Here is a 25,855-nt window from a genome sequence, read left to right on the forward strand (position 1 = left end):
CGGTGCGCGAGCTGCTGAAAAAGCATCGCGAGCTCCTCCGCTTCGCCGTTGTCGGCGGGATCAGCTTCGTGATCACGATGTCCGTCAACTACGGCTTGAAGTTCACCGTCCTGCGGACCCACCCGGTCACGGCGCTGATCATCGGTGTCCTGGTCGCGACGATCTTTTCCTACGTCGCCAACCGCGAATGGTCGTTCCGCGCCCGCGGCGGCCGCGAACGCCACCACGAGGCCGCGCTGTTCTTCCTGATCAGCGGCATCGCGCTGGGCCTGAACGCCTTGCCGCAGTGGTTCTCGCGGTACGTCCTCCACCTGCAGGCGCCGCAGCTCTCGCCGTTCGGCGTCGAAGTGGCCGACTTCGTCAGCGGCATCATCATCGGCACCCTGCTCGGCACGGCGTTCCGCTGGTGGGCGTTCAAGAAGTGGGTTTTCCCGGAGGAAGCCGCCCGGTCCGTGGCCGCGGCCGCGGAGACCGCGGACGATCCGGACATTCACGGCAGCAAGGCCGCCTGAGCCACAGGTCACGGCGGTGTGCTCCTAGACTGGGTCGTGTGACCGTTGTGGAGACCGTGCTCAAGCGCACGCCGGAGCCACTGCGTTCGGTGCTGATCAAGCACCGGGAGCTGCTCAAGTTCGCGATCGTGGGCGGTTCGACGTTCGTGGTCGACAACGGGGTCTGGTACTTCCTCAAGCTGAGCGTGCTCGAGTCGAAGCCGACCACCGCCAAGGCCATCGCGATCATCGTCGCGACGATCGTGTCGTACATCCTCAACCGCGAGTGGTCGTTCCGCACCCGCGGCGGCCGGGAACGCACCCACGAGGCCGCGCTGTTCTTCGTGATCAGCGGCATCGCGGTCGTGGTGAACCTGATCCCGCTGTACGTCTCGCGGTACGTGCTGGACCTCGAAGTCCCCCACGTGACGCGGCTGGTGCAGGAGGTCGCGGACTTCGCGAGCGGGTCGATCATCGGCATGCTGCTGGCGATGTTCTTCCGCTTCTGGGGCTTCAAGAAGTGGGTCTTCCCCGACGAGCTGGGCGAGCGCCGGCGCGACAACGGCGACGTGACCCGCCTGCGCTGAGCACTCTTCGAAAAGTGCTTGTCTCCTGACATGTAGTTGTCTACAGTCAACTTCGTCAGTGTTCCTTCGTGAGGACGCCGTCCGGGTTCGGCCGGGCGAGCGGGACGATTCGAGGTGGTTTCCGAGCGCGAAGAGGTCGCACCCGTCCGCGGGTGACGATGGAGCCTTTTCCCGACTCGACGGGACGCGTTTTCCTGCGCGTCCGGACATCTCTCGTCCCTTCTTCACGAGGACATCCCTTGAGCACAACCGCGCCTTCGCGCGCTCAAAAGCCGGCCCTCATCGGCCTGTTCCTGTCCGTTTTCCTGGCGATGCTCGACGCCCAGGTCGTCGCCACCGCGCTGCCGCGGATCGCCGCCGAGTTCGGCGGGACCGGGGCGTACGCCTGGGTCACCACCGCCTACCTGCTCGCCGGGAGCGCTACCGCGCCGCTCTACGGCAAGCTCGGTGACGTCTTCGGGCGCAAACGTGTGCTCCTGGGCGCACTCACCCTCTTCCTGCTCGGTTCGCTCGCCTGCGGCCTGGCGCCGTCGGCCGGCTTGCTGGTCGCCGGACGCGTCCTGCAGGGCGCCGGTTCCGGAGGTCTCTTCGTCTCCGTCGGCGCTTCGCTCGGCGAAATGTTCACGCCTCGCGAAGGCGCGAAGTATTTCGGATGGTTCTCGATCTGCTTCGCCGTCGCCTCCCTCGCGGGTCCGGTCGTCGGCGGGCTGCTCACCGGCCTGGCCGGGTGGCGGTCGATCTTCCTGGTCAACCTGCCGCTCGGGCTGGCCGCCGTCGCCTTGCTGCACCAACTCGACCTGCCGAGACGTCGTCGCGAAGCGCCGTTCGACTTCGCCGGGGTCGTCCTGCTCGGTTCGGCGATCACCGGGTTCACGTTGCTGACGCCGTGGTCGATCGCCTGCGGCGCCGCGGCCGCCGTCACCTTCGTCCTCGTCGAACGACGGGCGAAAGCGCCCGTGCTGCCGTTGCGGCTGTTCCGCGATCGGACCTTCACCGTGGCCGTCGTGCTCAGTGTGCTCACCGGGTTCGCCTTCCTCGGCTCGATCAACTACATCGCGGTCTTCCTGCAGGCCGACGCCGGCCCGGCGGAAGGCGGCCTGCGGCTGGTGCCGATGACGATCGCCGTGGCGGTCTCGTCGGCTGTCGCGAGCCGGATCATCGCCCGCACCGGCCACTATCGCTGGGCGCCGCGGCTGAGCACGGCGCTCGGCCTGCTCGCCGTGCTCGGCCTGACGACGCTCGGCGAACACCGCCCCCTCCCGGCGATCCTCGGCTGCCTCGTCGTCTTCGGTCTCGCGGCCGGACTCAACCTGCAGGTCCTCGCGATGGCCACGCAGAACACGGCGCCGGCCGCGGACCGGGGCGCGGTCGCCGCCGGCGTCAACCTCGCCCGCGCGCTCGGCTCGGCCCTCGGCCCGGTCGCGCTCGGCTTCGCCTACGGCGCCGGATCCTTCAGCGCCGGGACCCACGGCGTGTTCCTCACCCTGCTGCCCGTGCTCGCGCTCGCCCTCGTCACGGCGTTCGCGCTCCCGCACGTGCCGCTCCGCGACCACCACTAGGAGAATTCCGATGATCTTCGTCCTCGGCGCCACCGGCAAAGTCGGCCGCGCCCTCGTTCCCGCCCTGCTCGACGCCGGTGCCGCGGTCCGCGCACTCACGCGTGACCCGGCGAAGGCCCGGATCGACCCGCGCGCCGACGTCGTCCGAGCCGACCTCGACACCGCAGACCTGCCCGCGCTGCTCGACGGCGCGGACCGCGTTTTCGTGCTGACGCAAGGCGACAGCGTGACCCGCGAACGCGCGGTCGCGCACGCCGCCGCCCGTGCGGGTGTCAGCCACCTCGTCAAGCTGTCCACCACCGGTGTCCACTTCGGACAGAAGGATCCGATCACCCGCGCCCACGCCGAAGCCGAGCAGGCCGTCCGCGAAGCCGGTCCGGCATGGACGATCCTGCGGCCCGGCGCGTTCATGGACAACCGCTTCGCGTGGCTGCGCACGATTCGCGAAGAGAACGCTGTGTACGTGCCCGAAGGTGATCCGGCGGCCGCGCTGGTGCACGTCCGGGACATCGCCGCGGTCGCGACCCTCGCACTCACGACGTCCGGCCACGAAGGCGCGACGTACGAACTCACCGGCGGCGAAGCACTCACCACCGAACAGCAGGTCGCCGTCCTTTCCGAAGCGACCGGCCGCACGATCAAGTACGTCGAAGAGCCCGAAGCCACCGCTCGCGAACGCATGACGCGGATGTACGGCTGGCCCGCCGAAGCCGTCGACGGCTTCTTCGGGCTCAAGCGGGAGTCCGCCGCGCACGAGCACGTCGTCTTCGGCACCGTCGCGCGGTTGCTCGGCAGGCCGCCGCGAACGTTCCAGGATTGGGTGCGGGAGAACGCGGCCGCGTTCACCTCCCATTACCGGGAGTGACCGTTGCTGACCGACGTCGACTAACGCGGGACGCGCTCCGCGGGCCACCGCACCTCGGGGACGTCGCTCGGCTTGGGGACCTTGAGGAACAGGCTGAACACGGCCGGGCGGCGGTTCGACAGCTCCAGCCGGCCGCCGTCGGCCTCGACCAGCGCGCGCGCCAGCGCCAGCCCGACACCCGTGGAGCCGCCGCCGGAGAAACCGCGTTCGAAGATGTGCGGGGCGAGCTCGTCGGGGACGCCGGAGCCGGTGTCGCTGACCTCGATCACCACCGTGCCCTCGGCGTCGCCGCGGCGGGCGGCCACGCTCACCGTGCCCGAGCCGTGGCGCAGCGCGTTGTCCAGCAGGACGCCGACGACCTCGCGCAGGCGCCCGGGGGTGGCCCGCGCCATCAGCCCGTCGGCCACCCGCATCCGCAGGTTCCGGCCTTCCGAGCGGAGCAGCTCACGCCACTCCTGGGACATCTGGGGCAGCTGGTTCGGCAGGTCGACGGGTTCGGCGCCGACCTCACGCGCCGCGCGCGCCGCCGCCAGCAGCCCTTCGAGCGCCTCGGCGAGCCGGTCGGCCTGTTCCTGCGCGGCCTTCGACTCGTCGGCCACCTCGTCGTCCGGGTGCATGGTGAGCGGTTCGAGCCGCAGCTGCAGCGCGGTCAGCCGGCTGCGCAGCTGGTGCGAGACGTCGCCGACCAGCTGCCGTTCCCGCTGGACGAGCTGGGCGAGCGCGGTGCCGGAGGCGTCCAAGGCCTCGGCGACCATGTCGAGCTCGCCGACGCCGTAGCGGCTGGGGTCGGGCCGGAAGTCGCCGCCGCCGAGCCGGGACGCGCGTTCGGCGACGTGGCGCAGCGGCTTGGCCAGCCGCCGCGCCGTCACCAGCGCGACCACCGCGCCGGTGCCGATCGACAGCAGCACCAGCAGGATGACGACCAGCGTCACGGTCGTCTGCCGCTCGTGCATCGGGCCGGCCGGGACGGCGATCTCGACCTTGCCGTCGCGGGCCAGGTCGGCCGTCTCGGTGACGGTGTCGGCGCCCGGGTCGCTCCCGTAGCGCTTCTCGATCTGGTTGCTGGCGCGGACGGTCAGCAGCCCGTTGGCCGGGACCGCGGCCCGCACCTGGTCGAGGTCGATGTCCTGGCCGTTCGCGATCTCCGTGTCGAGGATCGCCGCCGCCGCGCGGGCGTTCTCCGCGAGTGTCTCGCGGTAGCTCGACTCGATCTGCCAGCTCGCGACGATGCCCAGCGGGATGCCGAGCACCGCCGCGGTGACCGCGACGGCGAGGAGGATGGCCAGCAGGATGCGGCGGCGCACGGCTTATTCGGCGTTGAAGCGGAAGCCGACGCCGCGGACGGTGGCGATCCGCCGTTCGCCGTCGTGGGTCTTGCTGGTGCGGCCGGCGGCCTCGTCGGCGGCGATGGCGAGCTTCCGCCGCAGCCACGACATGTGCATGTCGAGCGTCTTGGACGTCTTCGACTCGAGGTCGTTCCAGACCTCGGCGAGGATCTCGTCGCGGCTGACGACCTGCCCGGCCCGGCTCATCAGGACGCGCAGCAGCTCGAACTCCTTGTTCGCCAGCTGCACCTCGTGCAGGTCGACGGTCACGAGCCGGGCGCCGAGGTCCATCCGCACCCCGCCGGCCTCGAGCACCTCGGGCACCCGGCGGCGCAGCAGCGCGCGGATCCGGGCGAGGAGCTCGGCCAGCCGGAAGGGCTTGGCGACGTAGTCGTCGGCCCCCGCGTCGAGGCCGACGACGAAGTCGACCTCGTCCGTGCGGGCCGTGAGCATCAGGACGGGCAGCTCGGTGCCGTTGGCCCGGAGGCGCCGGCAGACCTCCAGCCCGTCCATCCCGGGCAGCCCCAGGTCCAGGACGAGCAAGTCGACGCGCTGGGCGGCGGTGGCGTCGAGCACCGAAGGGCCGTCGGTGACGACGTGGATCTCGTATCCCTCACGTTCGAGGGCGCGGGAGAGCGGTTCGGCGATAGCCGGATCGTCTTCGGCGAGTAGGACCATGCTCACCTGGCCAACTCTACGGCGGGGAGGCGTGAAACCATCGTGACCGTGCCTGGCTACGGAGATGATCTGGTCCTCGCCACCCGGCTGGCTGACGCCGCCGACGCGATCACGACGGCGCGCTTCCGCGCCCTGGACCTGAGGGTGGAGCGCAAGCCCGACCGCACCCCGGTGACCGACGCGGACACCGCGGTCGAAGACGCGATCCGCGCGGTTCTGGCGGCGGAGCGGCCGGAAGACGCGGTGCTCGGCGAGGAGCGCGGCGGCTCGGCCGCGACCGGCCGGGCCTGGGTGCTCGACCCGATCGACGGCACCAAGAACTTCCTGCGGGGTGTACCCGTCTGGGCGACCCTGATCGCCCTGGTGGTCGACGGCGACCCGGTCGTCGGCATGATCAGCGCGCCCCTGCTGGGCCGCCGTTGGTGGGCGGCTACGGGTTCGGGGGCGTTCTCTTCGGATTCCGCCGGGACCCGGCAGCTGTCGGTTTCCGGCGTTTCCTCCCTTTCGGACGCCTACGTGTCCACCACAGACATGAACTCGTGGCGCGAGTACCACTCGCGTGAGAAGTACCTGGAGCTGCTCGACGCGTGCTGGGAGTCCCGCGCGTTCGGCGACTTCTGGCAGCACGTCCTGGTCGCGGAGGGCGCGATGGACGTCGCGGCCGAGTGCATCGTGAACCCCTGGGATGTCGCGGCGGCGCAGGTGATCGTCACGGAAGCGGGCGGCCGCTTCTCGGACCTGGACGGCGCGGGCCGGTACGACAACGGGAGCGCGCTGTCGACGAACGGCCTCCTCCACGACGACGTCCTCGGGATCCTCAAGCGTTGACGGGATAGGCCGCTTGGCGGGCACTTCTTGACCGGCCGGAACCGCCGGTGATTCACTCCCAGTGCTCGCCGGGCCACCCCTGCTTTCTGACAACGTTGTCAGGCCCGTGGTGACCCGCTCACCCCGGGAGGAAGAGCATGCGCAGAGTCGTCACCGCGGCTTTGATCGTTCCCCTGGCCACAGCCGTGGCCACCCCCGCCTACGCCGAGCCCGCCCACGTCAAGGACCTCGCCGCCTACGTCAATCCCTTCGTCGGCGCCAAGGCCGGCGACACCCCCGAGACCAACACCTACGCCGGCGACACCTTCCCCGGCGCCGACGTCCCCTTCGGCATGGTCCAGTGGAGTCCCGACACGCCCCTGCAGCCCAAGCCGCCCGCCGGGCAGGGCCGGTACTACGCCCGCGACCGGGACGGCGGCTACGCCTGGGAAGAGAACCGGCTCCGCGGTTTCAGCCTCACCCACTTCAACGGCGCCGGCTGCGGCGGCGCGGCCGGCGACGTCCCGTTCCTGCCGTTCGCCGGGACCATCACGACGTCACCCGCCGTCGACGCCACCAAGTACTTCCCCACCTTCAGCCACGCCGACGAATCCGCGTCGCCCGGCTACTACAAGGTGAAGACCGACTCCGGCATCACCACCGAACTGACCGCGACGCAGCACTCCGGCCTCGGCCGCTTCACCTTCCCGAAGAACTCCCCCGCGACGCTCCTGATCGACGTCGCCCAGTCCGCGATGGGCAGTGACGACGCGTCGGTCACGGTCGACCCGGCCAAGCGGACCGTCGAAGGCTGGGTCTCGAGCGGGCACTTCTGCCGCGGCCCCAACACCTACAAGGTGTACTTCACCGCCTCCTTCGACCAGCCGTTCACGACGTCCGGCACCTGGCAGGACGCCGCCGTGACGCCGGGCGCGACCACCGCCCACGGCGGCGACCTGAGCAAGGCCACCTGGGACAAACAGGTCGTCACCGCCGACGGCGGCTCGGGCGCCTACCTGAGTTTCGACCCGGCCAAGCCGGTCCAGGTCCGCGTCGGCCTGTCCTATGTGGATGCCGCCGGTGCGCGGCTGAACGTCGCCGCGGAGCAACGTCACGACTCCTTCGAGACGGTCAAAGCCCAGGCCCGGCAGACCTGGAACGACCGGCTGAGGCAGATCACCGTCGAAGGCGGCACGGACGCGGCCACGCGCACCTTCTACACCGCGCTCTACCACACCCTCCTGCAGCCGAACGTCTTTTCCGATGTGGACGGTCGCTATCCGGGCTTCGACAAAACGATCCACCGCGCGAAACCGGGACACGCGCAGTACGCGAACTTCTCCGGCTGGGACACCTACCGCGACGAGGTCCAGCTGCTCTCGATGCTCGCCCCGCACGAGGCCGCCGACATGGCGCAGTCCATGCTCAACCAGGCGAACCAGGCCGGCGGCGTCTGGGACCGCTGGTCGCAGAACAACGACTTCATGGGCGTGATGGGCGGCGACCCGTACCACTCGATCATCGCCAGCACGTACGCCTTCGGCGCCACGGATTTCGACGCCGGCCAGGCGCTGAAGTCGATGGTCACCGGCGCCACCCGCGTCCAGCAGGCCGGCGAACGCGCCCTCGAACGCCCGGGCCTGTCCGACTACCAGACACTGGGCTACCACCCCAACAACGTCTCCGACATGCTCGAAGACACGACCGCCGACTTCGGTATCGCGCAGCTGGCGCAACGGCTCGGTCAGAAGAACACCTACCAGCAGTTCATGACCCGCGCGCAGTACTGGGAGAACGTCTACAACCCGGCCACCGGCTACCTGCAGACCCGGATGCGCGACGGGCGGTTCCTGTCGCCGTTCGATCCCGCGGAGTACCAGGAAATGCGTTACCAGGAAGGGAACGCGGCGCAGTACACGTGGATGGTGCCGTACAACGTCCGCGGCCTCTTCGACGCGATGGGTGGCGACGACGCCGTCAAGAAGCGTCTCGACTTCTTCTTCACGAAGCTGAACAGCGACGCGAGTTCGCCGTACGCGTTCATGTCGAACGAGCCGTCGTTCGAGGTGCCGTGGGAGTACGCGTACGCGGGCGCGCCGTCGAAGACGCAGGACATCGTGCGCCGCTCGGCGGAGCTGCTGTTCAAGCCGGGCGAGGACGGCCTGCCCGGCAACGACGACCTCGGCGCGACGTCGGCGTGGTACGTGTTCGCCGCGCTCGGCATGTACCCGGAGGCGCCCGGGCGCGCCGAGATGGTGCTGGCCAGCCCGATGTTCCCGAAGATCACGCTCACCCGGGCGACCGGGCAGCGGATCACGATCACCGCGCCCGGCGCGTCCAGCTCGGTGAAGTACGTGAAGAGCCTGAACGTCAACGGTGAGGCGAGCACGAAGCCGTGGCTGCCGGAGTCGTTCGCGGTGAACGGCGGCCGGCTGGACTTCAGCCTCGGCACGTCGCCGACGTCGTGGGGTTCGGCGAAGGGTGACGTCCCGCCGTCCTTCCGCGACGGCGAGGTGCCGGTGCGCGGCCGCGTCGGCCCGGGCCGGATCGTCGTCGCGCCCGGTGGCTCGACGCCGGCGACCGTGACGGCGGAAGGCATCACCGGCCAGGGCAAGGTGACCTGGCACGCGAAGCCGCCGGCCGGGATCACCGTGACGCCGTCGAGCGGGACGCTCACGGTGGGCGCTCATGGCACGTCTTCGCAGCAGGTTCGCGTTACCGCCGCCGCGGGAACGCCGGACGCGTACACGAGTGTGCCGGTGGAGTTCGGCGGGCAGCTGCCGTCGTACCTGCCGGTGACCGTCGGGAAGCCGGGGACGCTGCAGGCGGCGAACACGAACGTCGGCGTCACGGACGACCGGTTCGTCCAGTACGGCGACTTCGGCGAGACGGACCTCTACCCCGGCCAGTTCGCCTACTCCGCCCAGGGCCTGGCCACGAGCGGGATCAAGCCGGGCGCGAAGGTGCGGGAGTTCACCTGGCCCTCGAGCCCGGCCGGGTCACCGGACAACGTGATCGCCGCGGGGCAAACGCTTGCGGTCCAGGCCCCGGCGGGTGCGACGAAGCTGTCGTTCCTCGGTTCGGCGACCGGCGGTGACGCGCAGGGCGACGTGACCGTCACCTACACCGACGGCTCGGCGCAGCAGGGTTCGCTGGGCCTGTCGGAGTGGCTGCTCCAAGGCGGCACGGAGACCCCGCGGTTCGGGAACACCGTCGTCGCGCAGGTGCCGTACGTGAACTCGGCGTTCCCGCGGTACATGTTCCGGCTGTCGCGGCCGTACACGTCGTACCTGTTCGCCACGGCGCCGATCGCGCTGGACCCGGCCAAGCAGGTCCGCAGCGTCACCCTGCCGGCGTCCACCGGCGCCGGCGCCGCACACGTCTTCACCTACGCCGTGTCCTGAGCCCAAAGCCGTGAAGGCCTCCTTACCGGCTATAAGAGCCGGTAAGGAGGCCTTCACGGCTTTACTTGCCCGGCAGCAGGCCGACGGCGCCGCGGGCGACCTGCGCCCAGGCCAGCCGGCCGAAGAGGTAGTGGCACGCGACCTGTTCGCTGGTGAACCGGGCCCAGTCGTAGCGGTTGCCCTGTTCGCGCCAGAACACCTCCCACGCCCCGTCTTCGCCCTGCATCAGGCACCAGGCGTTGTCGACCTCGGCGCCGAGCGAGACGACCTCGGTCGGCACCCCCAGCACACCGAGCCAGCGCTGGATCGACTGCGTGTTCATGCGTCCTCCCCCTTGGCCTCGGCCAGGTAGCCGAGGGTGACGAGTTCGTCCGCTCCCAGCAGGGCCCGGTACCGGGTGCCACCGCCGACCTGACCGAACCAGTGCGCCGATTCCGAGCGCCACATCGGCACCTTGCGCACGACGACGTACCGCCGGTACTCGGCGTCGCGCGTGCCCGGCGGCAGCGAGCGTTCCCCGAACGGCGTGCCGTCGGCGGCGAAAACCCGCCCGTACGCCGGCCCGAAGCGGTCGAGCACGGTGTCGACCGGGACCATCACCGGCTCGGCGGGGTCCAGGCTGCCGTCGGGGTACTGCTCGCCCGGCGGCCAGGCGTACTCGGGCCCGAGCGGGCCGTCGCCGACGACGAACCGGCGGATCCACACGGCCTGCGTCGCGTGCGCGTACGGCACGTAGTCCACTGTGACGTACCGCGGGACCGGCAGCGGCGCCGCGGTCGGCGACCGGCGGAACCCGGCGGTGACGTTGGTGAGCGCCTGGTCGTCGAAGATCAGCCGGGCGTCCGGGTGGTCGTTCGGCGGGAAGCCGTCCGGGTCGTCGGGCAGCGGCAGCTGCAACGCGGGCCGGTCCATCGCGATCGGCAGGTGCCCGATCGGGAACATGTGGACCAGGAACAGCGCGACGACGCTTTCCCGTTCCGTGCGCGGCGAGCCGAGCGGCGGCAGCGGCGCGGGGGAGCCCGGGCTCATCGGCGGGCCCGCGACCGGCGGAGGCGGCCCGGCGGGCGCCGGCGGCGGTACCGGGGGTGCCGGGGGCAGCGGGAACGGCGGCAGCAGCGGCGACACCGCGTGCGGCCACGCCGAGGGGCTGCCCGAGGGCGGCGTCGGCGCCTCTTCGAACGCGCCGGAGTCCGTCAAGCCGTAACCGGGCAGCCGGATCGGCCCCGTGTCCAGATCGGCCTCGACCGGCTCGGAGCCCGCCTCGGAAGGCTCGGTCACACCCATCCTCCGGCTCGGTCGGTGCCCACGGGCACAGAACTCTTCGACGCGGCCGCGGCGCTGCCGGTCCCCCTTGATACCGCACCCCGCCACGGCCGGGTGAACCGAGGTCAGCTCAACGCGGCGACCACCCGGGACGGGCTCGGGCGACCGAGCTGTCCCGCCATCCACGTGCTGGTCGCCACCAGGGCGGCCAGGTCGACGCCGTGGTCGACGCCGAGCCCGTCCAGCAGCCACACGAGATCCTCGGTGGCGAGGTTGCCCGTGGCCGACTCGGCGTACGGGCAGCCACCGAGGCCGCCCGCCGACGAATCCACAGTAGACACTCCACATCGGAGCGCCGCCAGGGTGTTGGCCAGAGCCTGACCGTAGGTGTCGTGGAAGTGCACGGCCAAAGTACCGACATCGCCGAAGAGCCCGATCAGGGTCTCGACCTGCCCGGCCGTCGCGACGCCGATGGTGTCGCCGAGCGAGAGCTGCGTGCAGCCCAGTTCGAGCAACCGGCGGCCCGCGTCGGCGACCTGCTTCGCCGGCACGACGCCTTCCCACGGGTCACCGAAGCACATCGAGAGATAGCCACGGACGTCCAGGCCCGCCTCGCGAGCCCGCGTGACGACCGGCTCGAACATCGCGAACTGCTCGTCCAGCGACGAGTTGAGGTTCTTGCGCGCGAACGTCTCCGTCGCGCTCGCGAAGATCGCGATGTGCTCGACGCCGGCTTCGAGCGCGCGGTCCAGCCCGCGCTCGTTCGGCACCAGCACCGGGTAGCGGACGCCGTCGCGGCGGTCCAGCCCGGCCAGCAGCTGCTCGGCGTCGGCCAGCTGCGGCACCCACTTCGGGTGCACGAAGCTGGTCGCCTCCAGCGTTGTCAGGCCCGCCGCAGCGAGCCGGTCGAGGAACTCCAGCTTGACCTCGACCGGGACGATCGTCTTCTCGTTCTGCAGGCCGTCCCGCGGGCCGACCTCCCAGATCGTGACCCGCTCCGGTAACTCACCCGTGGCGGGGACCCGTTCCGGCAGGCCCAGTTCGCGCGTGCCCATCAGCGTCGTCGGTCGCCGCGCGGTTGCGGCGGCAACGGCTCGGTCTGCTGGGGCGCCGGCGCGTGGTAGTCGTCGTTCGGGTTGTCGTTGACCTCGCGGTAGATCACCGTGTGCACCCGCTCGACGTGCGGGATGTCCTCGAACCGCAGCGGCTCGTGCGACGCCGACTCGATGATCAGCGTGCCGCAGCCGAAGACCCGGTCGAGCAGGCCGTGCTCGAACTGGACGCTGTTGATGCGGCTCATCGGGATGTCGATGCCGGTGCGCTTCAGCACACCCTCGCGGGCGATCAGGCGATCGGTCGTCACGATGAAGTGGGTGGTGCGCCAGCGCACGAACGGCGTGAGGAACAGCCACACGACCAGCACGAGAGCGACCACCCCGATGGCGATCAGCCCGACCGTGTTCCACGGCGAGCCGGCGTCCCTCGCGAGGATCGCGAGCCAGGTGCCCGCGCCCAGGGTGACCAGCAGCGCGAGCGTCGGGAAGATCAGCATCTTGAAGTGCGGGTGACTGTGCACCACGACGTGCTCTTGCTCGCTGAGCAAATCGTCCGGATAAGCCACGGCGGACGCTCCCAAGGTCGGTGCGGCGGTGTCGTCCCACCGTACCGGCGAGACGCCTGGCCGGTACGTGCAACGCCCCAAACTTTCAGGCCGGGCGGACGTGCACCACGTCACCCGCGAACACGGTGTGCCGCTGACCGCCCGCCATGTCGACCTGGAGCTGCCCGGAGGCGTCGATGTCGGCGGCCCGGCCGACGAGGGACGTGCCGTCCGGCAGCTGCACCTCGACGTCCTGGCCGAGGGTCGCGCAGTGGGCGCGGTAGTCGCCGAGCAGGCCGGCTTCGGTGAGGTCGCCGGCCGCGTAGCGCCAGCGCCGTTCGAGGTCGTCGAACTCCGACAGCAGCGCGATGGCGACGTCGGTGCGGTCGGTGGTCGTGGCGCCGTGCTCGGCGAGCGACGTCGCGGGCAGCCCGCCGGGCCCCGGCCGGACGTCGCCGAGCGGCAGGACGTTGAGCCCGATGCCGAGCACGATCGAGGGGTCGGTGCCGCCTGTGCCGCCCACGGCCTCCGCGAGGATGCCGGCGCACTTCGCGCCGCCGATGAGGACGTCGTTCGGCCACTTCAGCACGGCGTCGACACCCAGACCGGCGGCGGCCGCGCGGACGGCGAGCCCGGCGACGACGGACAGTGACCCGAGGGCCGCGAACGACACGCCGGACGGCCGCAGCGCGACGCTCAGGTACAGCCCCGCGCCCTTCGGCGAACTCCACGATCGCGCGCGCCGGCCGACCCCCGCGGTCTGCGTCTCGGCCAGCAGCACGGTCCGGTCCGCGGCGCCGTCGTCGACGGCTTTGCGCAGGTCGGCGTTGGTGGACCCGGTCGTGTCGACGACGTCGATCTTCGCGTAGCGGTCCTTGAGCGCCGCGCTCAAGCGGGCGGCGTCGATCTCAGGCATGTGCCCACCATATGGGAGTCCCCCTAACGTGCAAGCCGCTCGCTCGTTCACACAGAGGTGCGCTCTTCTAAGTTGGACCCCGTGACGACCAAGCCGACCTCCTGGGCTCGTGGTGCGGTCCTGCGCGGCCTCGTCGCGCTCCCGCTCGTCGCCGGGCTGGTCACGGCGGGCTGGCTGCTGGCGGACCGCACCCCGGAGCCCGCACCGGCCCCCGCGCCGCTGCCGGTGGCCGACGGCGCGGCTTCGGGTCCTTCGGTGCTCGAAGTGAGCGCGCCGGTGAAGGCCCGGGAGCCGGGTCAGGGCGCGTCCGGCGCGGGCGGCAAATCCCCGCTGCAGCAGTGGGCCGACCAGCTGGCCGGGCCCCTCGACATCCCCGCGCCCGCGCTCATCGGCTACGCGAACGGCGAGCTGGCGCTGCGGCAGGAAGACCCGTCGTGCCACCTCTCGTGGGTCACGCTCGCCGGCGTGGGCTCGGCCGCGTCGAACCACGGTCGCGGCGGCGAGAACCTGCTCGGGCTGTCGGCGGCGCAGGCCAGGAAGTACGGCGCGACCCCGGATTCGTCGTCGGTCGCGGCCGGCCGCGCGCTCTGCGCGGGCGGCACCGACCTCGGCGCCGGCCCGGGCTGGTGGAAGGCCATCGCGACCTACCACCCGGGCAGCGAGAGCGAGCTGTTCCGCCAGCGCGTGCTCGGCACGGCCCAGCTGTACGCGACGCTCTCGCTCGACCCGTCCCGCGCGGATACCCCGTCGGTCCGGGCGGCCCGGTTCGCCCTCGGCCAGCTCGGCCTCCCGTACGTCTGGGGCGGCAACGGCCCGGACGCGGGCGCGGCCGGCTTCGACTGCTCCGGCCTGACGAAGGCGTCGTACGACAGCGCGGGCGTGGCCCTGCCGCGGACGGCCGACAGCCAGTTCCGGTCGATCCCGGCGGTCCCGCCTTCGCAGGAGCCGCGACTGGGCGATCTGGTGTTCTACGGCAGCCCGGCGACCCGGATCCACCACGTCGGGCTGTACCTCGGCAACGGCCTGATGATCAACGCGCCGACCGAAGGCCAGGCGATCCAGATCCACACGTACCACTCGAAGGGCGACGACTACGCGGGCGCGGGCCGCCCCGCCTGAGTCACGGCTTCTGCTCGATCGTCTCCGGCTTGTAAGCGAACACCGCGCCGCCGGTGGCGAAGACGTGCCAGTCCTCGCAGATCCGGTCGGTCCGGGTCTCCGCACCGCGCGGCCACCAGTCGGCGGTCAGCGTCGCCGCCGTCTTCGTCGGCGCGCCCAGCACGCAGGTGGCCGGCAATGCCGCCGTCGTGAACTTCAGGAGCCGCTCGGAACCGGTCGTCCGGATGACCTCGGTGACGGCCTTCGCCTGGTCCGGCACCCAGCCCGGCAGCCGCGCGTCCTGGTTCTTCTTGCCTTCCGCGCCACTCTCGTAGCCGACGGTCTTGACGTGCCCGTTCGCGTTCTCGTCGAGGCCTTCCTTCAGACCGCACCCGGTCAGGGTGACCACCAGTGCCGCGCCGACGCCGATCATCTTCGTGCTCGTGTTCATGGGACGAGCTTCGCGGGCCGCCGGCCTCGTCACATCGGTCGTCCGGTCGCGGACGAATGGCCATCCGGCCGATATCGCCGGCCGGTTTTTGTCGGTGGTCGCCGCTAGCGTCGGCGGCGTGTACGAAGTCGACTTCGTCGAGTTCCCGTCCACGTCGTCCGCGGCGTCGGGCCGGTTCTTCGAGCGCGCGTTCGGGTGGGCGGTCACGCCGTACGGCCCGGAGTACGCGGACGTCCGGGCCGCCGGGATCACCTTCGGGTTCCAGGCGGACGCGGCCGCGCAAGCCCCCGCGCCCCTGGTCACGATCCGCACGGACGACCTCGCGGCCGCCCGCACGGCCGTCGAGGAAGCCGGCGGGGTGGTGACGGTCGAACCGTTCGGTTTCCCCGGCGGGCGGCGGTTCCACTTCCGCGAGCCGGGCGGGAGCGAGCTGGCCCTCTGGTGCCCGGAATGACCGTCCTACCCGGACACGGCGGCGACCTCCGGGTGCTCGAGGTAGCCGGCGACCCCGCCGCCGTAGTACGTCGCCGGGTCGCCGGCGGCGAGTTCGCGGCCGAGCGCGAACCGCGTCACCAGGTCCGGGTTGGCGACGAAGTGGCGTGCGTACGAGACGGCGTCGGCGATCCCGGCCTCGACCACGGCGTTCCCCGAGTCCCGGTCGAATCCGTTGTTGACGATCACCGCGCCGTCGAACAGCCGCCGATAGCGGGCGAAGGCGGCGAAGTCCGGGCCGGTGTCCGGGCCGGTGTCCGGGCCTCGCAGGTGCAGGTAGGCGAGCCGGTCCAGGTCGCGGACCAGCTCGTCGAGGTCGGCCCGGAGTGCGTCGTCCACAGTGAACAGCCCGCCGGTCCAGTACGGCGCGAGCCGCACACCCACGGCGATCCCGGTCCCGGCCACGGCGTCGACCACGTCGAGGACCAGTTTCCGCCGGGCCCGCGCCGAACCGCCGTACGCGTCGCGGCGCCGGTTCAGCCGCGGGTGCAGGAACTGCGCGAGCAGGTAGACGCCGTGCGCGGCGACCTCGACCCCGTCGAACCCGGCGCGCCGGGCGTTCCCGGCCGCCGTCCGGTAGTCCTCGACGGTCCGCCGGATCTCGCCGGCGCTCATCTCCCTGGGCGTCACCGTGGGCCGCCGTCCGGTGGCCGTGTGGACGTACTCCTGCGGATCGACCGCGGACGGCCCCGCGGGCCGCGTGCCGAGGAGCTCCGCGTGCGACACGGCGCCGGTGTGCCACAGCTGCAGCACGATCCGCCCGCCGAGCGCGTGCACGACGTCGGTGACCCGCCGCCACCCGGCGACCTGCTCGTCGGTGTGCACGCCGGGGACGTTCGGGAAGCCGACGGCCCGTTCGCTCACCCAGGTCCCCTCGGTGATGACGAGCCCGGCGCCCGCTCGTCGCGCGTAGTACTCGGCCTGCAGGTCGGTGGGCACGCAGCCGCGGGCGCGGGTCGTCGGCGCCAGCACCACGCGGTTCGGCAGGCGCCAGCCGCCCAGGTCTGCGGGGGTCAGCAAGCTCATCGGTCACCTCGGGTCGCGGGGATTCGTCAGGATGGCGACGGCTGACGCGCGCGAAAGGTGACCGATGGACGAACTGGCGGAGCGGTTCGAGGCCGAGCGCGGCCGGCTGCGCGGGCTAGCCGGCCGGATGCTGGGCTCGGCGGCCGAGGCGGACGACGCCGTCCAGGAGGCGTGGCTGCGGCTGAGCCGCGCGGACGGCGTCGACAACGTCGCGGCCTGGCTGACCACGGTCGTCGCCCGCGTCTGCCTCGACGTCCTGCGGTCGCGGAAGGCGCGCCGGGAAGACCCCGCCGACCTCCTGCCCGAGCCGATCGCGGACGCCGACCCGGCGGGCGAGGTGGAGCTGGCCGACTCGGTCGGCCGCGCGCTGCTCGTCGTGCTGGACGCGCTCGGCCCGGCCGAGCGGGTCGCGTTCGTGCTGCACGACCTGTTCGCGGTGCCGTTCGACCGGATCGCACCGGTGCTGGATCGCACGCCGGTGGCGGCCAAGAAGCTCGCGAGCCGCGCGCGGCAACGAGTCCGCGGCACGTCTCCCCTGCCCGACGCCGACCTCACCCGCCACCGCCGGGTCGTCGACGCGTTCTTGGCAGCCGCCCGCGGCGGCGACCTCGACGAGCTGCTCACGGTGCTGGCCCCGGACGTCATCCGCCGCGCCGACGCGGCCGCGTTGCCGGTGGGCGCGGCGCTGGAAGTCCGCGGCGCCCGGGCGGTGGCCGAGGAGACGCAGGTGTTCGGAAAGCGGGCGCACTTCGCGGAACCGGCCCTGATCAACGGCGCTGTCGGCGTAGTCGTGGCCCCACGCGGCCGGCTGCGGCTCGCCTTGGTGGTGGCGATCGAGGGCGAGCAAGTGGCCGGCTACGACGTGATCGCCGACCCGGCACGGCTGGCGGCTCTGCGGATCACCTGTCCGTGGTCTTGACGTCTTCCCGGTGTTCGCGCGACCATGAACGTGTGTTCATGAACGTATGTTCATAACGAAGGGACGGGCGATGACCGAGGTCGTCAACACGGCGCAGGCAGAAGCATGGAACGGCTACGAGGGAGAGCACTGGGCGTCCCACGCCGACCGCTACGACGGCGTGAACGGCGGCTTCAACGCTTCCGTCCTGGACTTGGTAACCCGATCGGACCGAGTACTGGACATCGGCTGCGGCAACGGCCAGCTGACCCGCCTGGCGGCGGCCCGAGCCGCGTCCGCAACGGGCGTCGACTTGTCCGGCCCCATGCTCACGACAGCACGCGCGCGCTCGTCGTCGCTGACGAACATCACCTTCGAGCAGGGTGACGCCCAGATCCACCCCTTCCCGGAGGGCGCATTCGACCTGGCGACAAGCCGTTTCGGCGTGATGTTCTTCGCCGACCCGGTGGCGGCGTTCACGAACATCCACCGAGCGTTGCGCCCAGGAGGCCGCCTGGCGTTCCTGTGCATGACAGCGCTGGCGAACACCGACCTCGGCCGCGTGTTCGGCGCGATGGCGCCATACCTCCCCCAGCCGACCGGCCCGGACGGCAGCGGCCCGACGTCATTCGCGGACCCGTCCCACACCCGGGCGGTCCTGACGGAGGCGGGCTTCGAGGAGGTGGAGTCCACCCACGTCGAAGCGGACCAGATCTGGGGCCGGGACATCCCGGACGCAACAGCCTTCATCACGGACTGGGGCCCGGTCCGCCACCACCTGAGCCAGGTGGACCCGGACACAGCAGCCCAGGCAAGGAGAGCACTCACCGAAGCGCTGAAACCGTTCGCCGGGCCAGACGCGGTCAAACTCCGAGGCCAAGCCTGGCTCGTGACCGCAAGAAGGCCCTGACCCAACCCGGCCCACGCGACCACCCCGACCCGCGCTTCCCACCGCAGCCGCACCACAGCACATCGGCGCTTTCTCCACCGCGGCAGCCCAAATCCCGTCCATCCGACCATCCCGAGCGACGTCCCATCGCGGCCGCACCTACCGCGCATCGCGCACTTTCCTCCGCCGCGGTCGCCCGACCCACTCTCGCTCACACGACCACCTCCACCACGTCCAAGCCTCACTTCCCGCCACAGCCACACCCACGGGGGCATCGCGCGCATTCCTCCACAGCAGGCGCCCAGATCCCGTCCATCCGGCCATCCCGAGCCACTCCCCACCGCGCGTCCGCCCCTTCCCTCACGCAACCGCGCGCCCTCCAACCACCGCTCAACCCCAGATCCCAATCACCATCCGCACCGAAGCGCCTTCCCCGTCGCGGCCATCCCCGCGCGCCCTCCCACCACGCCCGCCCAACCCCAACCACCCGCCCCGGCTCGGCACCGAAAGGAACCCCCGCCCATGCCCCTACGATGGCGGTGATGTCACCGAGGAAAGCCGCGGCTCAGCGGGATGGGCAGTCGCTCCACGACCTGCTGATCGAGACCGCCGAGAAGATGATCGCCACGCACGGCACGACCGGCCTCACCGTGCGCGCGATCGCTCGCCAGGCCGGCGTCGCCGACGGCGTGCTCTACAACCACTTCTCCGACAAGGAGGAGCTGCTGGCCAGGGCCCTCCTGGAGCACGTCCAGCGCACCGAGGCGGACCTCGGCGAACTACCGGTGGCCGGCGAAGGCACTCTCGACGGCAACCTCCGCCGGCACCTGGAGTTCGGCGTCGCCCTGCACCGGGCGATCGTCCCGGCGTTCCGCGGTCTGGCCGGCCGTCCGTCGGTGCTGGAGCGGTTCGCGGAGATCAGCGAGCGCTCCGGTTACTGGCGAGATCGTCTGGTGGCCTACCTGCGTGAGGAGCGCGCCCTCGGCAGGCTGGCGCCGGAGTCCGAAGTGGACGCCGCGGCGGCCGTGCTGGTCGGCTTCTGCCACGAGTCGGTCCTGGGTGCGGTCTTCCCGCACACCGGCCCCCTCGACCCGCCCTCGCTGGAGGCCGTGGTCAAGACCGTCCTGCACGGCATCGCGCCTTAGTCACCGCAGCACGACCTCGACCGGGACCTGCCCCGGCGGGGTGACCGAACGGATCACCGGCGGCACCCGGACGTCGTCGGCTTCGTGCACCACCCGGAGCTGGTCGATGTCCGGGTCGGCCATCAGTTCGGCCAGTTCGTCGGCGCGGGCCAGGTCGGCCGGGGCGAGTTCGGCGGCGTCGTTGTCGATCACGCCCCAGATGTCCCACAGGATCATCTCGTGCTTGTTCAGCGCGGCGAGGTCGAGCACGAGGTTGTGCCGCGCGTACGGGAGGCCCCGCAGGAACGGCACGTCCAGGTCCGGCGAAACGACCACCCGGGCCGGGTCGACGTCGCCGGCGCGGGCGGCGGTCCACGCGTCCGCGCCGACCAGGAAGCGGTCGCGGGGGACGTCGAGGAGGTCGAGGGCCGAGCCGTCGACAGGGTCGCGGAAACCGGCGGGCATCTGCGGCTCCACCAGCCGCCAGGCGCCGTCGAGCCAGACCTCGGCGACGACGTGATCCAGGTACCAGCCGGGCACCAGGTAGCTCGCGAACCCGACGCGGGTGCGCGCCGGGATGCCGTGGTGGCGGGCCATCGAGACGAACAGGAGGGTGAAGTCGCGACAGCAGCCGACGATCCGGTGCAGCGGCCCGCGCGGGCCGCCGGGCGGCGTCGGGTCGAGTTCGCGCAGGCGGGCGAACATGTCCTCGGCGTAGCGCAGGTTGATCTCTTCGCCACGCGAAGCGGGGAAGCCGTGCTGCGTGATGTCGCCCTGGGCCCAGTAGTGGAAGACCAGCTGAGAGGAGGCTTCACGCAGAACCGCTACATCACGCGGGGTTCCGTCGAGCCAGCCCGCCTGCGGGCCCGGGTCGGTGAACCGACTGTGGCTGACGTAGAACTCGTCGCTGACGGACATGGCGGCCACGCTAGCCGGATTCACCCGGCCTGCGCTGCCAGTTCACCGCGGAACGTGCCACGGTAAGCGCTCGGTGAGACGCCGAGCGCCGCCTGGAAGTGCTGGCGCAAGGACGCCGCCGTGCCGAAGCCGGCTTCGGTGGCGACGCGGTCGACCGGCAGGTCGGACTCCTCCAGGAGCTGGCGGGCGCGTTCGACCCGTTGCTGCGTAAGCCATTGCAGCGCCGAAATGCCGACCTCTTCGCGGAACCGGCGGGTGAACGTGCGGGTGCTCATGGCCTCGCGGGCGGCGAGCTCGCGCAGCGTCAGCGGCCGGTGCAGGTTCTCCAGCGCCCACGCGCGGGCGACCTTGGTGGACGACGTCCGGGGCTCGGGCACCGGCCGCCGGACGAACTGGGCCTGGCCGCCTTCGCGGTGCGGAGAGACGACCGTGCCGCGGGCGACGTCGTTGGCGACGGCCGTGCCGTGGTCGCGGCGGATCATGTGCAGCACCAGGTCGATCCCGGAGGCGACGCCGGCGGACGTCAGCACGGTGCCGTCGTCGGTGTAGAGCACGCCGGGGTCGACCTCGACCTCGGGGAACCGGGCCTGGAGCTCCTCGGCGGAGCGCCAGTGCGTGGTGGCCGGGCGGCCGTCGAGCAGACCGGCCGCGGCGAGCACGAACGCGCCCGTGCAGATCGACGCGATCCGCGCGCCCGCCGGGATCAGGTCCAGCGCGGCCTTGAGCGGCGGCGTCAGCACCCGCGCCATCGGCTCGTACTCGGCCAGGGACGCCGGGACGATCACCGTGTCGGCCTCGGCGATGACCTCCGGCCCGCGGTCGACGGGGATGCTGAAATCGGCGTCAGTGCGGATCGGTCCCGGCTCGAGGGTGCAGGTCACGACCTCGTACAGGGGCTCGCCCGACGCCGAGCGAGCCTGCCCGAACAGGCGGTGGACGATGCCGAGTTCCATCACGAGCATGCCGTGCCGGACCAGCACGGCCACGTGGTGACGGTCGGGGTGCACGAATTCGGCCATGGCTCGATTCTTGCACAGGTTGGCCATCGGGCCACTCGATCGCGGCCGCGGGCGGCGTGATGATCGAGGTCATGAACGTCTTGTGGGTATTCGCGCACCCCGAGCCGCGCTCGCTGAGCGGGGTCCTCCGCGACGACGGCCTCCGGACGCTGCGGGCGCTCGGTCACGACGTCCGGGAGTCGGATCTGTACGCGATGAAGTGGAACCCGGTCGTCGACGCCGCCGACTTCGGCACCGCGGCCGGCGGCGATCGGCTGATCGTCGGAGCGACGTCCGCCCGCGCGTACGCCGGCGGCGAGCTGAGCGCGGACATCGTGGCCGAGCACGAAAAGCTGGCATGGGCGGACGCGGTCGTCGTCCAGTTCCCGCTGTGGTGGTACGGCCTGCCGGCGATCCTCAAGGGCTGGTTCGACCGGGTGTTCGTGAAGGGCTTCGGCTACGGCGTCCGCGCCGAGGACGGCCGCACCCTCCGCTACGGCGAAGGCAAACTGGCGGGCAAACGCGCGATGGTGATCCTGAGCGCGGGCGCCCGCGAACCCGCCCTCGGCCCGCGCGGGATCAACGGTCCCCTGAACGACGTCCTGTTCCCACTGCACCACGGGACGCTGTTCTACGCGGGCATGTCGGTACTGCCCCCGGTCGCGGTGTACGGCGCGGATCGTGTGTCGCCGGAGCACTTCGCGGAGGCGCAGGACCTGCTGCGCACACGCCTGAGCACCCTCGAGACAGCAGAACCACTGCCGTTCCGCACCCAAAACGGCGGCGACTACGACGACGACCTCGTCCTCCGCCCCGACCAAGCACCCGGTGCCACCGGCCTAGCCATCCACCTCGGCTACGTGCCATGAGGGGCACCCTCACGGCACGTAGTCCGTGAGGGTGGGCCCTTCCCCGCCGTGACGAGGCCTTCGAGCCGGCTACAGCCGTGAGGGGCACCCTCAGGGCACCTTCCCGCCGCGACGGGGCCTTCAAAGCCGACTAAGGCCGTGAGGGGGCACCCTCACGGCACGCAAGATCGTGAAGGGGCACCCCCACAACACCCAAGATCGTGAAGGGGCACCCCCACAACACCCAAGTCCGTGAAGGGCACCCCACAGCGCCCAAGGTCGTGAGGGGCACCCTCACAGCACCCAAGGTCGTGAGAGGCACCCCCCAACACCCAAGTCCGTGAAGGGCACCCCCACAGCGTCAAAGTCCACGAAGGTGCCCCTCACCGCAACTACGCGGGCAGGGTCAGGCGCTGCCCCAGGCCGCCGTCCACCGGGAGGTCCGCGCCCGTTGTGAAGGTCGCGTCGAACGCCAAGAACAGCACCGCCGCCGCCACCTCCTCCGGCGTCGCGTGGCGCTTCAACGGCGTCACCTCGTCACCGGTTGCCTTGAATGCCGCCAAAACGGAGGCAGGCACGCCCGTCACGCCCATCGTCGGCGTATCCGTGTAACCCGGGCTCACCACGTTCACCCGGATTCCGCGCGGCGCCAACTCGGCCGCGTATGTCCGGGCGAACGATCGCACGGCCGCCTTGGCCGCGGAGTACGGGCCCATTCCCGCTATCCCCGCCTCCGCCGCGACCGATGTCGTGAACACGAACGAACCTCCGCGCCGCACCAGCCCCGCCAACCGCTGGGCCGTGAAGTACGCGCCCTTCGTGTTGACGTCGAACGTGCGGTCGTAGACCTCGGGTGTCGCCGTTTCGTACGGTGTCAGCGTCGCGTAACCGACGTTGACGAACACCAGGTCCAGCTCGCCGAGCGTCTCCGCGGCGACCGTGCCCAGGGTGTCGATGTCGGCCAACCTGGCCGCGTCCGACGAGAGCAGGTGCGCCTTTCCCGGCAGCTTTCCGTGCAACGACGAGACGTCGCGGCCCGTCAGCAGGACTTCCGCGCCGCCGGCCAGCAGGGCGCGGACCACCGCCAGGCCCATTCCGTGCGTGCCGCCCGTGACGACGGCCTTCTTTCCCGGGTACTTCACCGGATCTCCTCGATGACACTGGCGATCGCGTGCGCGCCGTGGCCCGCGTCGACCGCGCGGGTGAACAGGTCCGCGAGCGGCGCCGGGACGTCCGTGCCGATGCCTTGCGCCCGGCTCGTCTCGACCAGCAACTTCAGCCCGGCCGCGTTGATGTCCAGGGCCGAGACGTCCGTGGTGTATTCGCCGCTCGCCACCTGCGCGCCGATGCCGGGCAGGAAACCGCCGACCGCCGAGAGCCACGACAGCGCCATCGGCGTGAACCGCTCCGGCGTGACGCCCTCGGTGCCGACCAGCGCGAGAGCGTGCAGGTAGCCGCTCATCGTCGACCACATGATGCCCAGCAGCGCCAGGTCGTACAAGGCCGCGAGGCCGGCGTCCTCGCCGAGGAACACCGGCTCCCCCAGCACTTCCAGCACATCGCGTTGCGCCTCGAACGCCGTCGGAGATCCGCCGTAGAGGATCCGGGCGCCCGGCGTGCCGATGCCCTGCGGGACGGCCATGATCACGCCGTCCACGTAGTCGATGCCCCGTGAGGCCGCCCACTTCGCGACGCCACGGGCCTGCTCCGGTGTGCCGGACGTCAGATTCACCAGCACAGCCGGAGTCACGGCGTCCAGCACCGGCTGTTGGGTGTCGTATGTGGACAGACAGCTGAGCACGACGTCGGCCGTGGCGACTTCGGCCGGTGTGGCCGCGAGCCGGGCGCCGCGGTCGAGCAGCGGGCCGGCTTTGAGCGGCGATCGGTTCCACACCACGACGTCGTGGCCCGCCCCCAGGAGCGCTCCGGCGAGGGCGGCACCCATCCGCCCCAGGCCGAGCACGCCCACCTTCTTGTTTTCTCTCGTTGAAGCCATGGACGTCATGCTGCTGAAGCGCTTTACACTGGACAAGTACCTACTAAATAGTCAGGTACCCACCAAAACGTAAGGATCCTGCATGCTGACCCGAAGCTACCGGTGCGGGCTGGACGCCGCGATCGACGTCGTCGGCGGCCGCTGGAAGGCCCTGATCCTGTGGGCGCTGCACGCCGAGCCGCTGCGGTTCGGCGAACTGCGGCGGAAGGTCACGGGGATCAGCGAGAAGATGCTGATCCAGGCGCTGCGGGAGCTGGAGGCGGACGAAGTCGTGCACCGCGAGGTGTTCCACGAGATCCCGCCGAAGGTCGAATACTCGCTGACCGGCCTGGGTCAGCGGCTGAACACCGCACTGTTGCCGCTGGGTGACTGGGGTGAGGAGAACATGGCCGGCATCGCGCAGCGCCGGGGCGTCACGCCGGCACCTTCGCATACTTCTTGAGCGTGATCGCGTTGCCGGCCTTGAGCGGCAGCTGCTCGATCACCTTGCGCCACGGCAGGTGCGGCAGCAGCCGCAGGTTGAGGTTGCGCATCCGGATCCACGCGCGGGTCGGCGGCACGAACCACTTCCCGTTGCCCTCCCCCAGTTTCTGGCACACGGCGACGAACTCGCGCATCTCCTCGTGGTAGGAGCCGAACGCCGTCACGTGGTCGCCGCCGGCCGCCGCGAGCTCGCCCGCCAGCACGTACGCGCCGACGATCGCCAGGCTCGTCCCCATGCCCGAGAGCGGCGCGGCGCAGTACGCGGCGTCGCCGACCAGCGCGACGCGGCCGTTCGCGTACGTGTCGAGCTTGATCTGGCTCGCCGAGTCGAAGTAGAAGTCCGGCGCCTCGCGCATCTGTTTGAGCAGCGTCGAGGTCTCCCAGCCGGTGCCCGCGAAGGCTTCCTCGACGATCCCGCGCTGCTGCTCGATGTCGCGGTGGTCGTACGCGAGAGGCTCGGAACCGAACCAGAACAAGGCTTTCGCTTCCGCGTTGTCGCGGGCGCTGTAGACGCCGATCGTGCGGTTCGGCTCGTTGTAGAACCGGCCGACGTGGTCGAGCCCGAGGTGGTTCGGCACCGTGAAGATCGAGACGTAGTAACCGAGGTCGCGGCGATACCGGGACTCGTCGCCGAAGACGAGTGAGCGCACGTTCGAGTGCAGCCCGTCGGCCCCCACGACCAGGTCGAACTCGCGCGGCGCGCCGTGTTCGAAGGTGACCGTGACGCCCGCGCCGTGCTCGGTGACGCCGGTGATCGAGTCGCCGAAGACGTACTCGACGTCGTCCTTCGTGGCGTCGTAAAGGATGCGCGAGAGGTCGCCGCGCAGGATCTCCAGCTCGCCGCTCTGGAACGTCGGTGGCGTGACGACCAGCGTCCGGTCATCGGCGTCCACATAGGACACTTCACCCATGTTGGTAGCCGCAGCTTCGACCTGGCCGAGCAGGCCCATCCGGTCGAGGACGCGCAGGGACGCGCCGCGGAAGTCGACGGCGTAGCCGCCTTCGCGGAGCCGAGGGGCGCGCTCGACCACTGTCGGGGTGAAGCCGTGGCGGCGGAGCCAGAAGGCCAGGGCGGGGCCGGCGACGCTGGCGCCGGAGATGAGGACTCGTCTGTTCTGCATGCCGAGAACGGTAACCCT

At 71.2% G+C, this 25,855-nt stretch carries 27 protein-coding genes; 13 read left to right on the top strand and 14 right to left on the bottom strand.

The window, feature by feature from the left end:
• Positions 1-2: 2 nt before the first annotated feature.
• From OG494_RS31925 to OG494_RS31940, 4 genes are all read left to right on the top strand, one after another.
• The gene (locus OG494_RS31925; protein WP_328445037.1) at positions 3-512 is read left to right on the top strand and encodes a GtrA family protein; all 510 of its coding nucleotides are present in this window, start codon (positions 3-5) and stop codon (positions 510-512) included.
• Positions 513-550: 38 nt separating this feature from the next.
• Positions 551-1,078 (top strand): GtrA family protein, encoded by a 528-nt coding sequence (locus OG494_RS31930; protein WP_328445039.1) that lies wholly within the window; start codon positions 551-553, stop codon positions 1,076-1,078.
• A 239-nt stretch (positions 1,079-1,317) separates the two neighbouring features.
• A complete protein-coding gene (locus tag OG494_RS31935; protein WP_328445041.1) occupies positions 1,318-2,637 on the top strand; it encodes an MFS transporter in 1,320 nt (439 codons plus the stop codon).
• Positions 2,638-2,647: 10 nt separating this feature from the next.
• Positions 2,648-3,502, top strand: a complete 855-nt coding sequence (locus OG494_RS31940; protein ID WP_328445044.1) for an NAD(P)H-binding protein — start codon at positions 2,648-2,650, stop codon at positions 3,500-3,502.
• Positions 3,503-3,522: 20 nt separating this feature from the next.
• Here OG494_RS31940 and OG494_RS31945 read toward each other — a convergent pair whose 3' ends face one another.
• Complete coding sequence (locus OG494_RS31945) at positions 3,523-4,806, bottom strand: ATP-binding protein (protein WP_328445046.1); 1,284 nt, start codon at positions 4,804-4,806, stop codon at positions 3,523-3,525.
• Between the two features lie 3 nt (positions 4,807-4,809).
• On the bottom strand, positions 4,810-5,505 hold the full coding sequence (locus OG494_RS31950; protein ID WP_155549497.1) for a response regulator transcription factor: 696 nt from the start codon (positions 5,503-5,505) through the stop codon (positions 4,810-4,812).
• Positions 5,506-5,547: 42 nt separating this feature from the next.
• Here OG494_RS31950 and hisN point away from each other — a divergent pair, with 42 nt between their 5' ends.
• Both hisN and OG494_RS31960 read left to right on the top strand, forming a co-directional pair.
• Positions 5,548-6,333 (top strand): histidinol-phosphatase, encoded by a 786-nt coding sequence (gene hisN, locus OG494_RS31955; protein WP_328445048.1) that lies wholly within the window; start codon positions 5,548-5,550, stop codon positions 6,331-6,333.
• Positions 6,334-6,470: 137 nt separating this feature from the next.
• Entirely contained in the window at positions 6,471-9,716 is a 3,246-nt protein-coding gene (locus tag OG494_RS31960; protein WP_328445050.1) for a GH92 family glycosyl hydrolase, read from the top strand.
• 61 nt (positions 9,717-9,777) lie between these two features.
• Here the strand turns inward: OG494_RS31960 and OG494_RS31965 are convergent, their stop codons facing one another.
• The 5 genes from OG494_RS31965 to OG494_RS31985 form a co-directional block, all read right to left on the bottom strand.
• Positions 9,778-10,038, bottom strand: a complete 261-nt coding sequence (locus OG494_RS31965; RefSeq protein ID WP_247060908.1) for a hypothetical protein — start codon at positions 10,036-10,038, stop codon at positions 9,778-9,780.
• Positions 10,035-10,994, bottom strand: coding sequence for a TNT domain-containing protein (locus OG494_RS31970; protein ID WP_328445052.1), 960 nt, complete (start codon positions 10,992-10,994; stop codon positions 10,035-10,037). Before OG494_RS31970 ends, OG494_RS31965 begins: the two co-directional genes overlap by 4 nt.
• Positions 10,995-11,104: 110 nt before the next feature.
• Positions 11,105-12,034 (bottom strand): hydroxymethylglutaryl-CoA lyase, encoded by a 930-nt coding sequence (locus OG494_RS31975; protein WP_328445054.1) that lies wholly within the window; start codon positions 12,032-12,034, stop codon positions 11,105-11,107.
• Positions 12,034-12,600 carry a PH domain-containing protein gene (locus OG494_RS31980; protein WP_247060903.1) on the bottom strand — a complete coding sequence of 189 codons (567 nt, stop codon included), beginning with the start codon at positions 12,598-12,600 and terminating at the stop codon, positions 12,034-12,036. The genes OG494_RS31975 and OG494_RS31980 overlap by 1 nt, the downstream gene beginning before the upstream one ends.
• 85 nt (positions 12,601-12,685) lie before the next feature.
• Positions 12,686-13,495: a biotin--[acetyl-CoA-carboxylase] ligase gene (locus tag OG494_RS31985; RefSeq protein ID WP_328445056.1), complete on the bottom strand. Its 810-nt coding sequence runs from the start codon at positions 13,493-13,495 to the stop codon at positions 12,686-12,688.
• An 81-nt stretch (positions 13,496-13,576) separates the two neighbouring features.
• Here OG494_RS31985 and OG494_RS31990 point away from each other — a divergent pair, with 81 nt between their 5' ends.
• Positions 13,577-14,614 carry a C40 family peptidase gene (locus OG494_RS31990; RefSeq protein ID WP_328445058.1) on the top strand — a complete coding sequence of 346 codons (1,038 nt, stop codon included), beginning with the start codon at positions 13,577-13,579 and terminating at the stop codon, positions 14,612-14,614.
• A 1-nt stretch (position 14,615) separates the two neighbouring features.
• Here OG494_RS31990 and OG494_RS31995 read toward each other — a convergent pair whose 3' ends face one another.
• Complete coding sequence (locus tag OG494_RS31995) at positions 14,616-15,044, bottom strand: hypothetical protein (protein ID WP_328445060.1); 429 nt, start codon at positions 15,042-15,044, stop codon at positions 14,616-14,618.
• Positions 15,045-15,162: 118 nt separating this feature from the next.
• Here OG494_RS31995 and OG494_RS32000 point away from each other — a divergent pair, with 118 nt between their 5' ends.
• Complete coding sequence (locus OG494_RS32000; RefSeq protein WP_328445062.1) at positions 15,163-15,498, top strand: VOC family protein; 336 nt, start codon at positions 15,163-15,165, stop codon at positions 15,496-15,498.
• Positions 15,499-15,503: 5 nt separating this feature from the next.
• Here OG494_RS32000 and OG494_RS32005 read toward each other — a convergent pair whose 3' ends face one another.
• Complete coding sequence (locus tag OG494_RS32005) at positions 15,504-16,562, bottom strand: alkene reductase (RefSeq protein WP_328445063.1); 1,059 nt, start codon at positions 16,560-16,562, stop codon at positions 15,504-15,506.
• 64 nt (positions 16,563-16,626) lie between these two features.
• On the opposite strand from OG494_RS32005, the gene OG494_RS32010 reads away from it, so the two are divergent.
• The 3 genes from OG494_RS32010 (at position 16,627) to OG494_RS32020 (ending at position 19,494) form a co-directional block, all read left to right on the top strand.
• A complete protein-coding gene (locus OG494_RS32010; RefSeq protein WP_328445065.1) occupies positions 16,627-17,481 on the top strand; it encodes a sigma-70 family RNA polymerase sigma factor in 855 nt (284 codons plus the stop codon).
• 70 nt (positions 17,482-17,551) lie between these two features.
• Positions 17,552-18,370 carry a class I SAM-dependent methyltransferase gene (locus tag OG494_RS32015; protein WP_328445067.1) on the top strand — a complete coding sequence of 273 codons (819 nt, stop codon included), beginning with the start codon at positions 17,552-17,554 and terminating at the stop codon, positions 18,368-18,370.
• 521 nt (positions 18,371-18,891) lie between these two features.
• Positions 18,892-19,494 carry a TetR/AcrR family transcriptional regulator gene (locus OG494_RS32020; protein ID WP_328445069.1) on the top strand — a complete coding sequence of 201 codons (603 nt, stop codon included), beginning with the start codon at positions 18,892-18,894 and terminating at the stop codon, positions 19,492-19,494.
• On the opposite strand, the gene OG494_RS32025 is transcribed toward OG494_RS32020, so the two are convergent.
• Positions 19,495-20,391, bottom strand: coding sequence for a transglutaminase domain-containing protein (locus OG494_RS32025; RefSeq protein WP_328445071.1), 897 nt, complete (start codon positions 20,389-20,391; stop codon positions 19,495-19,497).
• 20 nt (positions 20,392-20,411) lie between these two features.
• Complete coding sequence (locus OG494_RS32030) at positions 20,412-21,410, bottom strand: GlxA family transcriptional regulator (protein WP_328445073.1); 999 nt, start codon at positions 21,408-21,410, stop codon at positions 20,412-20,414.
• A 71-nt stretch (positions 21,411-21,481) separates the two neighbouring features.
• On the opposite strand from OG494_RS32030, the gene OG494_RS32035 reads away from it, so the two are divergent.
• The gene (locus OG494_RS32035) at positions 21,482-22,258 is read left to right on the top strand and encodes an NAD(P)H-dependent oxidoreductase (protein ID WP_328445075.1); all 777 of its coding nucleotides are present in this window, start codon (positions 21,482-21,484) and stop codon (positions 22,256-22,258) included.
• 371 nt (positions 22,259-22,629) lie between these two features.
• Here OG494_RS32035 and OG494_RS32040 read toward each other — a convergent pair whose 3' ends face one another.
• Positions 22,630-23,379 (bottom strand): SDR family oxidoreductase, encoded by a 750-nt coding sequence (locus tag OG494_RS32040; protein WP_328445077.1) that lies wholly within the window; start codon positions 23,377-23,379, stop codon positions 22,630-22,632.
• A complete protein-coding gene (locus OG494_RS32045) occupies positions 23,376-24,233 on the bottom strand; it encodes an NAD(P)-dependent oxidoreductase (protein WP_328445079.1) in 858 nt (285 codons plus the stop codon). Before OG494_RS32045 ends, OG494_RS32040 begins: the two co-directional genes overlap by 4 nt.
• A gap of 82 nt (positions 24,234-24,315) precedes the next feature.
• Between OG494_RS32045 and OG494_RS32050 the strand changes: the two genes are divergently transcribed.
• Positions 24,316-24,675 (top strand): winged helix-turn-helix transcriptional regulator, encoded by a 360-nt coding sequence (locus OG494_RS32050; protein ID WP_328445081.1) that lies wholly within the window; start codon positions 24,316-24,318, stop codon positions 24,673-24,675.
• Here OG494_RS32050 and OG494_RS32055 read toward each other — a convergent pair.
• Positions 24,647-25,837 carry an FAD-dependent monooxygenase gene (locus OG494_RS32055; protein WP_328445083.1) on the bottom strand — a complete coding sequence of 397 codons (1,191 nt, stop codon included), beginning with the start codon at positions 25,835-25,837 and terminating at the stop codon, positions 24,647-24,649. The two genes, OG494_RS32050 and OG494_RS32055, sit on opposite strands and share 29 nt — an antisense overlap.
• Positions 25,838-25,855: the final 18 nt, after the last annotated feature.

The sequence above is a fragment of the Amycolatopsis sp. NBC_00438 genome, assembly GCF_036026695.1.
Lineage (GTDB): Bacteria > Actinomycetota > Actinomycetes > Mycobacteriales > Pseudonocardiaceae > Amycolatopsis.

Excerpts from the sequence above, each read along its gene's own strand:
- OG494_RS32025 (WP_328445071.1), bottom strand. The coding sequence starts at position 20,391 with ATGTCCGTCAGCGACGAGTTCTACGTCAGCCACAGTCGGTTCACCGAC.
- OG494_RS31975 (WP_328445054.1), bottom strand. The coding sequence starts at position 12,034 with ATGGGCACGCGCGAACTGGGCCTGCCGGAACGGGTCCCCGCCACGGGT.
- OG494_RS32055 (WP_328445083.1), bottom strand. The coding sequence starts at position 25,837 with ATGCAGAACAGACGAGTCCTCATCTCCGGCGCCAGCGTCGCCGGCCCC.
- OG494_RS32030 (WP_328445073.1), bottom strand. The coding sequence starts at position 21,410 with ATGGCCGAATTCGTGCACCCCGACCGTCACCACGTGGCCGTGCTGGTC.
- OG494_RS31940 (WP_328445044.1), top strand. The coding sequence starts at position 2,648 with ATGATCTTCGTCCTCGGCGCCACCGGCAAAGTCGGCCGCGCCCTCGTT.
- OG494_RS32020 (WP_328445069.1), top strand. The coding sequence starts at position 18,892 with ATGTCACCGAGGAAAGCCGCGGCTCAGCGGGATGGGCAGTCGCTCCAC.
- OG494_RS31985 (WP_328445056.1), bottom strand. The coding sequence starts at position 13,495 with ATGCCTGAGATCGACGCCGCCCGCTTGAGCGCGGCGCTCAAGGACCGC.
- OG494_RS32015 (WP_328445067.1), top strand. The coding sequence starts at position 17,552 with ATGACCGAGGTCGTCAACACGGCGCAGGCAGAAGCATGGAACGGCTAC.
- OG494_RS32035 (WP_328445075.1), top strand. The coding sequence starts at position 21,482 with ATGAACGTCTTGTGGGTATTCGCGCACCCCGAGCCGCGCTCGCTGAGC.
- OG494_RS31950 (WP_155549497.1), bottom strand. The coding sequence starts at position 5,505 with ATGGTCCTACTCGCCGAAGACGATCCGGCTATCGCCGAACCGCTCTCC.
- OG494_RS32045 (WP_328445079.1), bottom strand. The coding sequence starts at position 24,233 with ATGGCTTCAACGAGAGAAAACAAGAAGGTGGGCGTGCTCGGCCTGGGG.
- OG494_RS32050 (WP_328445081.1), top strand. The coding sequence starts at position 24,316 with ATGCTGACCCGAAGCTACCGGTGCGGGCTGGACGCCGCGATCGACGTC.
- OG494_RS31995 (WP_328445060.1), bottom strand. The coding sequence starts at position 15,044 with ATGAACACGAGCACGAAGATGATCGGCGTCGGCGCGGCACTGGTGGTC.
- OG494_RS31960 (WP_328445050.1), top strand. The coding sequence starts at position 6,471 with ATGCGCAGAGTCGTCACCGCGGCTTTGATCGTTCCCCTGGCCACAGCC.
- OG494_RS31965 (WP_247060908.1), bottom strand. The coding sequence starts at position 10,038 with ATGAACACGCAGTCGATCCAGCGCTGGCTCGGTGTGCTGGGGGTGCCG.
- OG494_RS32010 (WP_328445065.1), top strand. The coding sequence starts at position 16,627 with ATGGACGAACTGGCGGAGCGGTTCGAGGCCGAGCGCGGCCGGCTGCGC.
- OG494_RS32005 (WP_328445063.1), bottom strand. The coding sequence starts at position 16,562 with ATGAGCTTGCTGACCCCCGCAGACCTGGGCGGCTGGCGCCTGCCGAAC.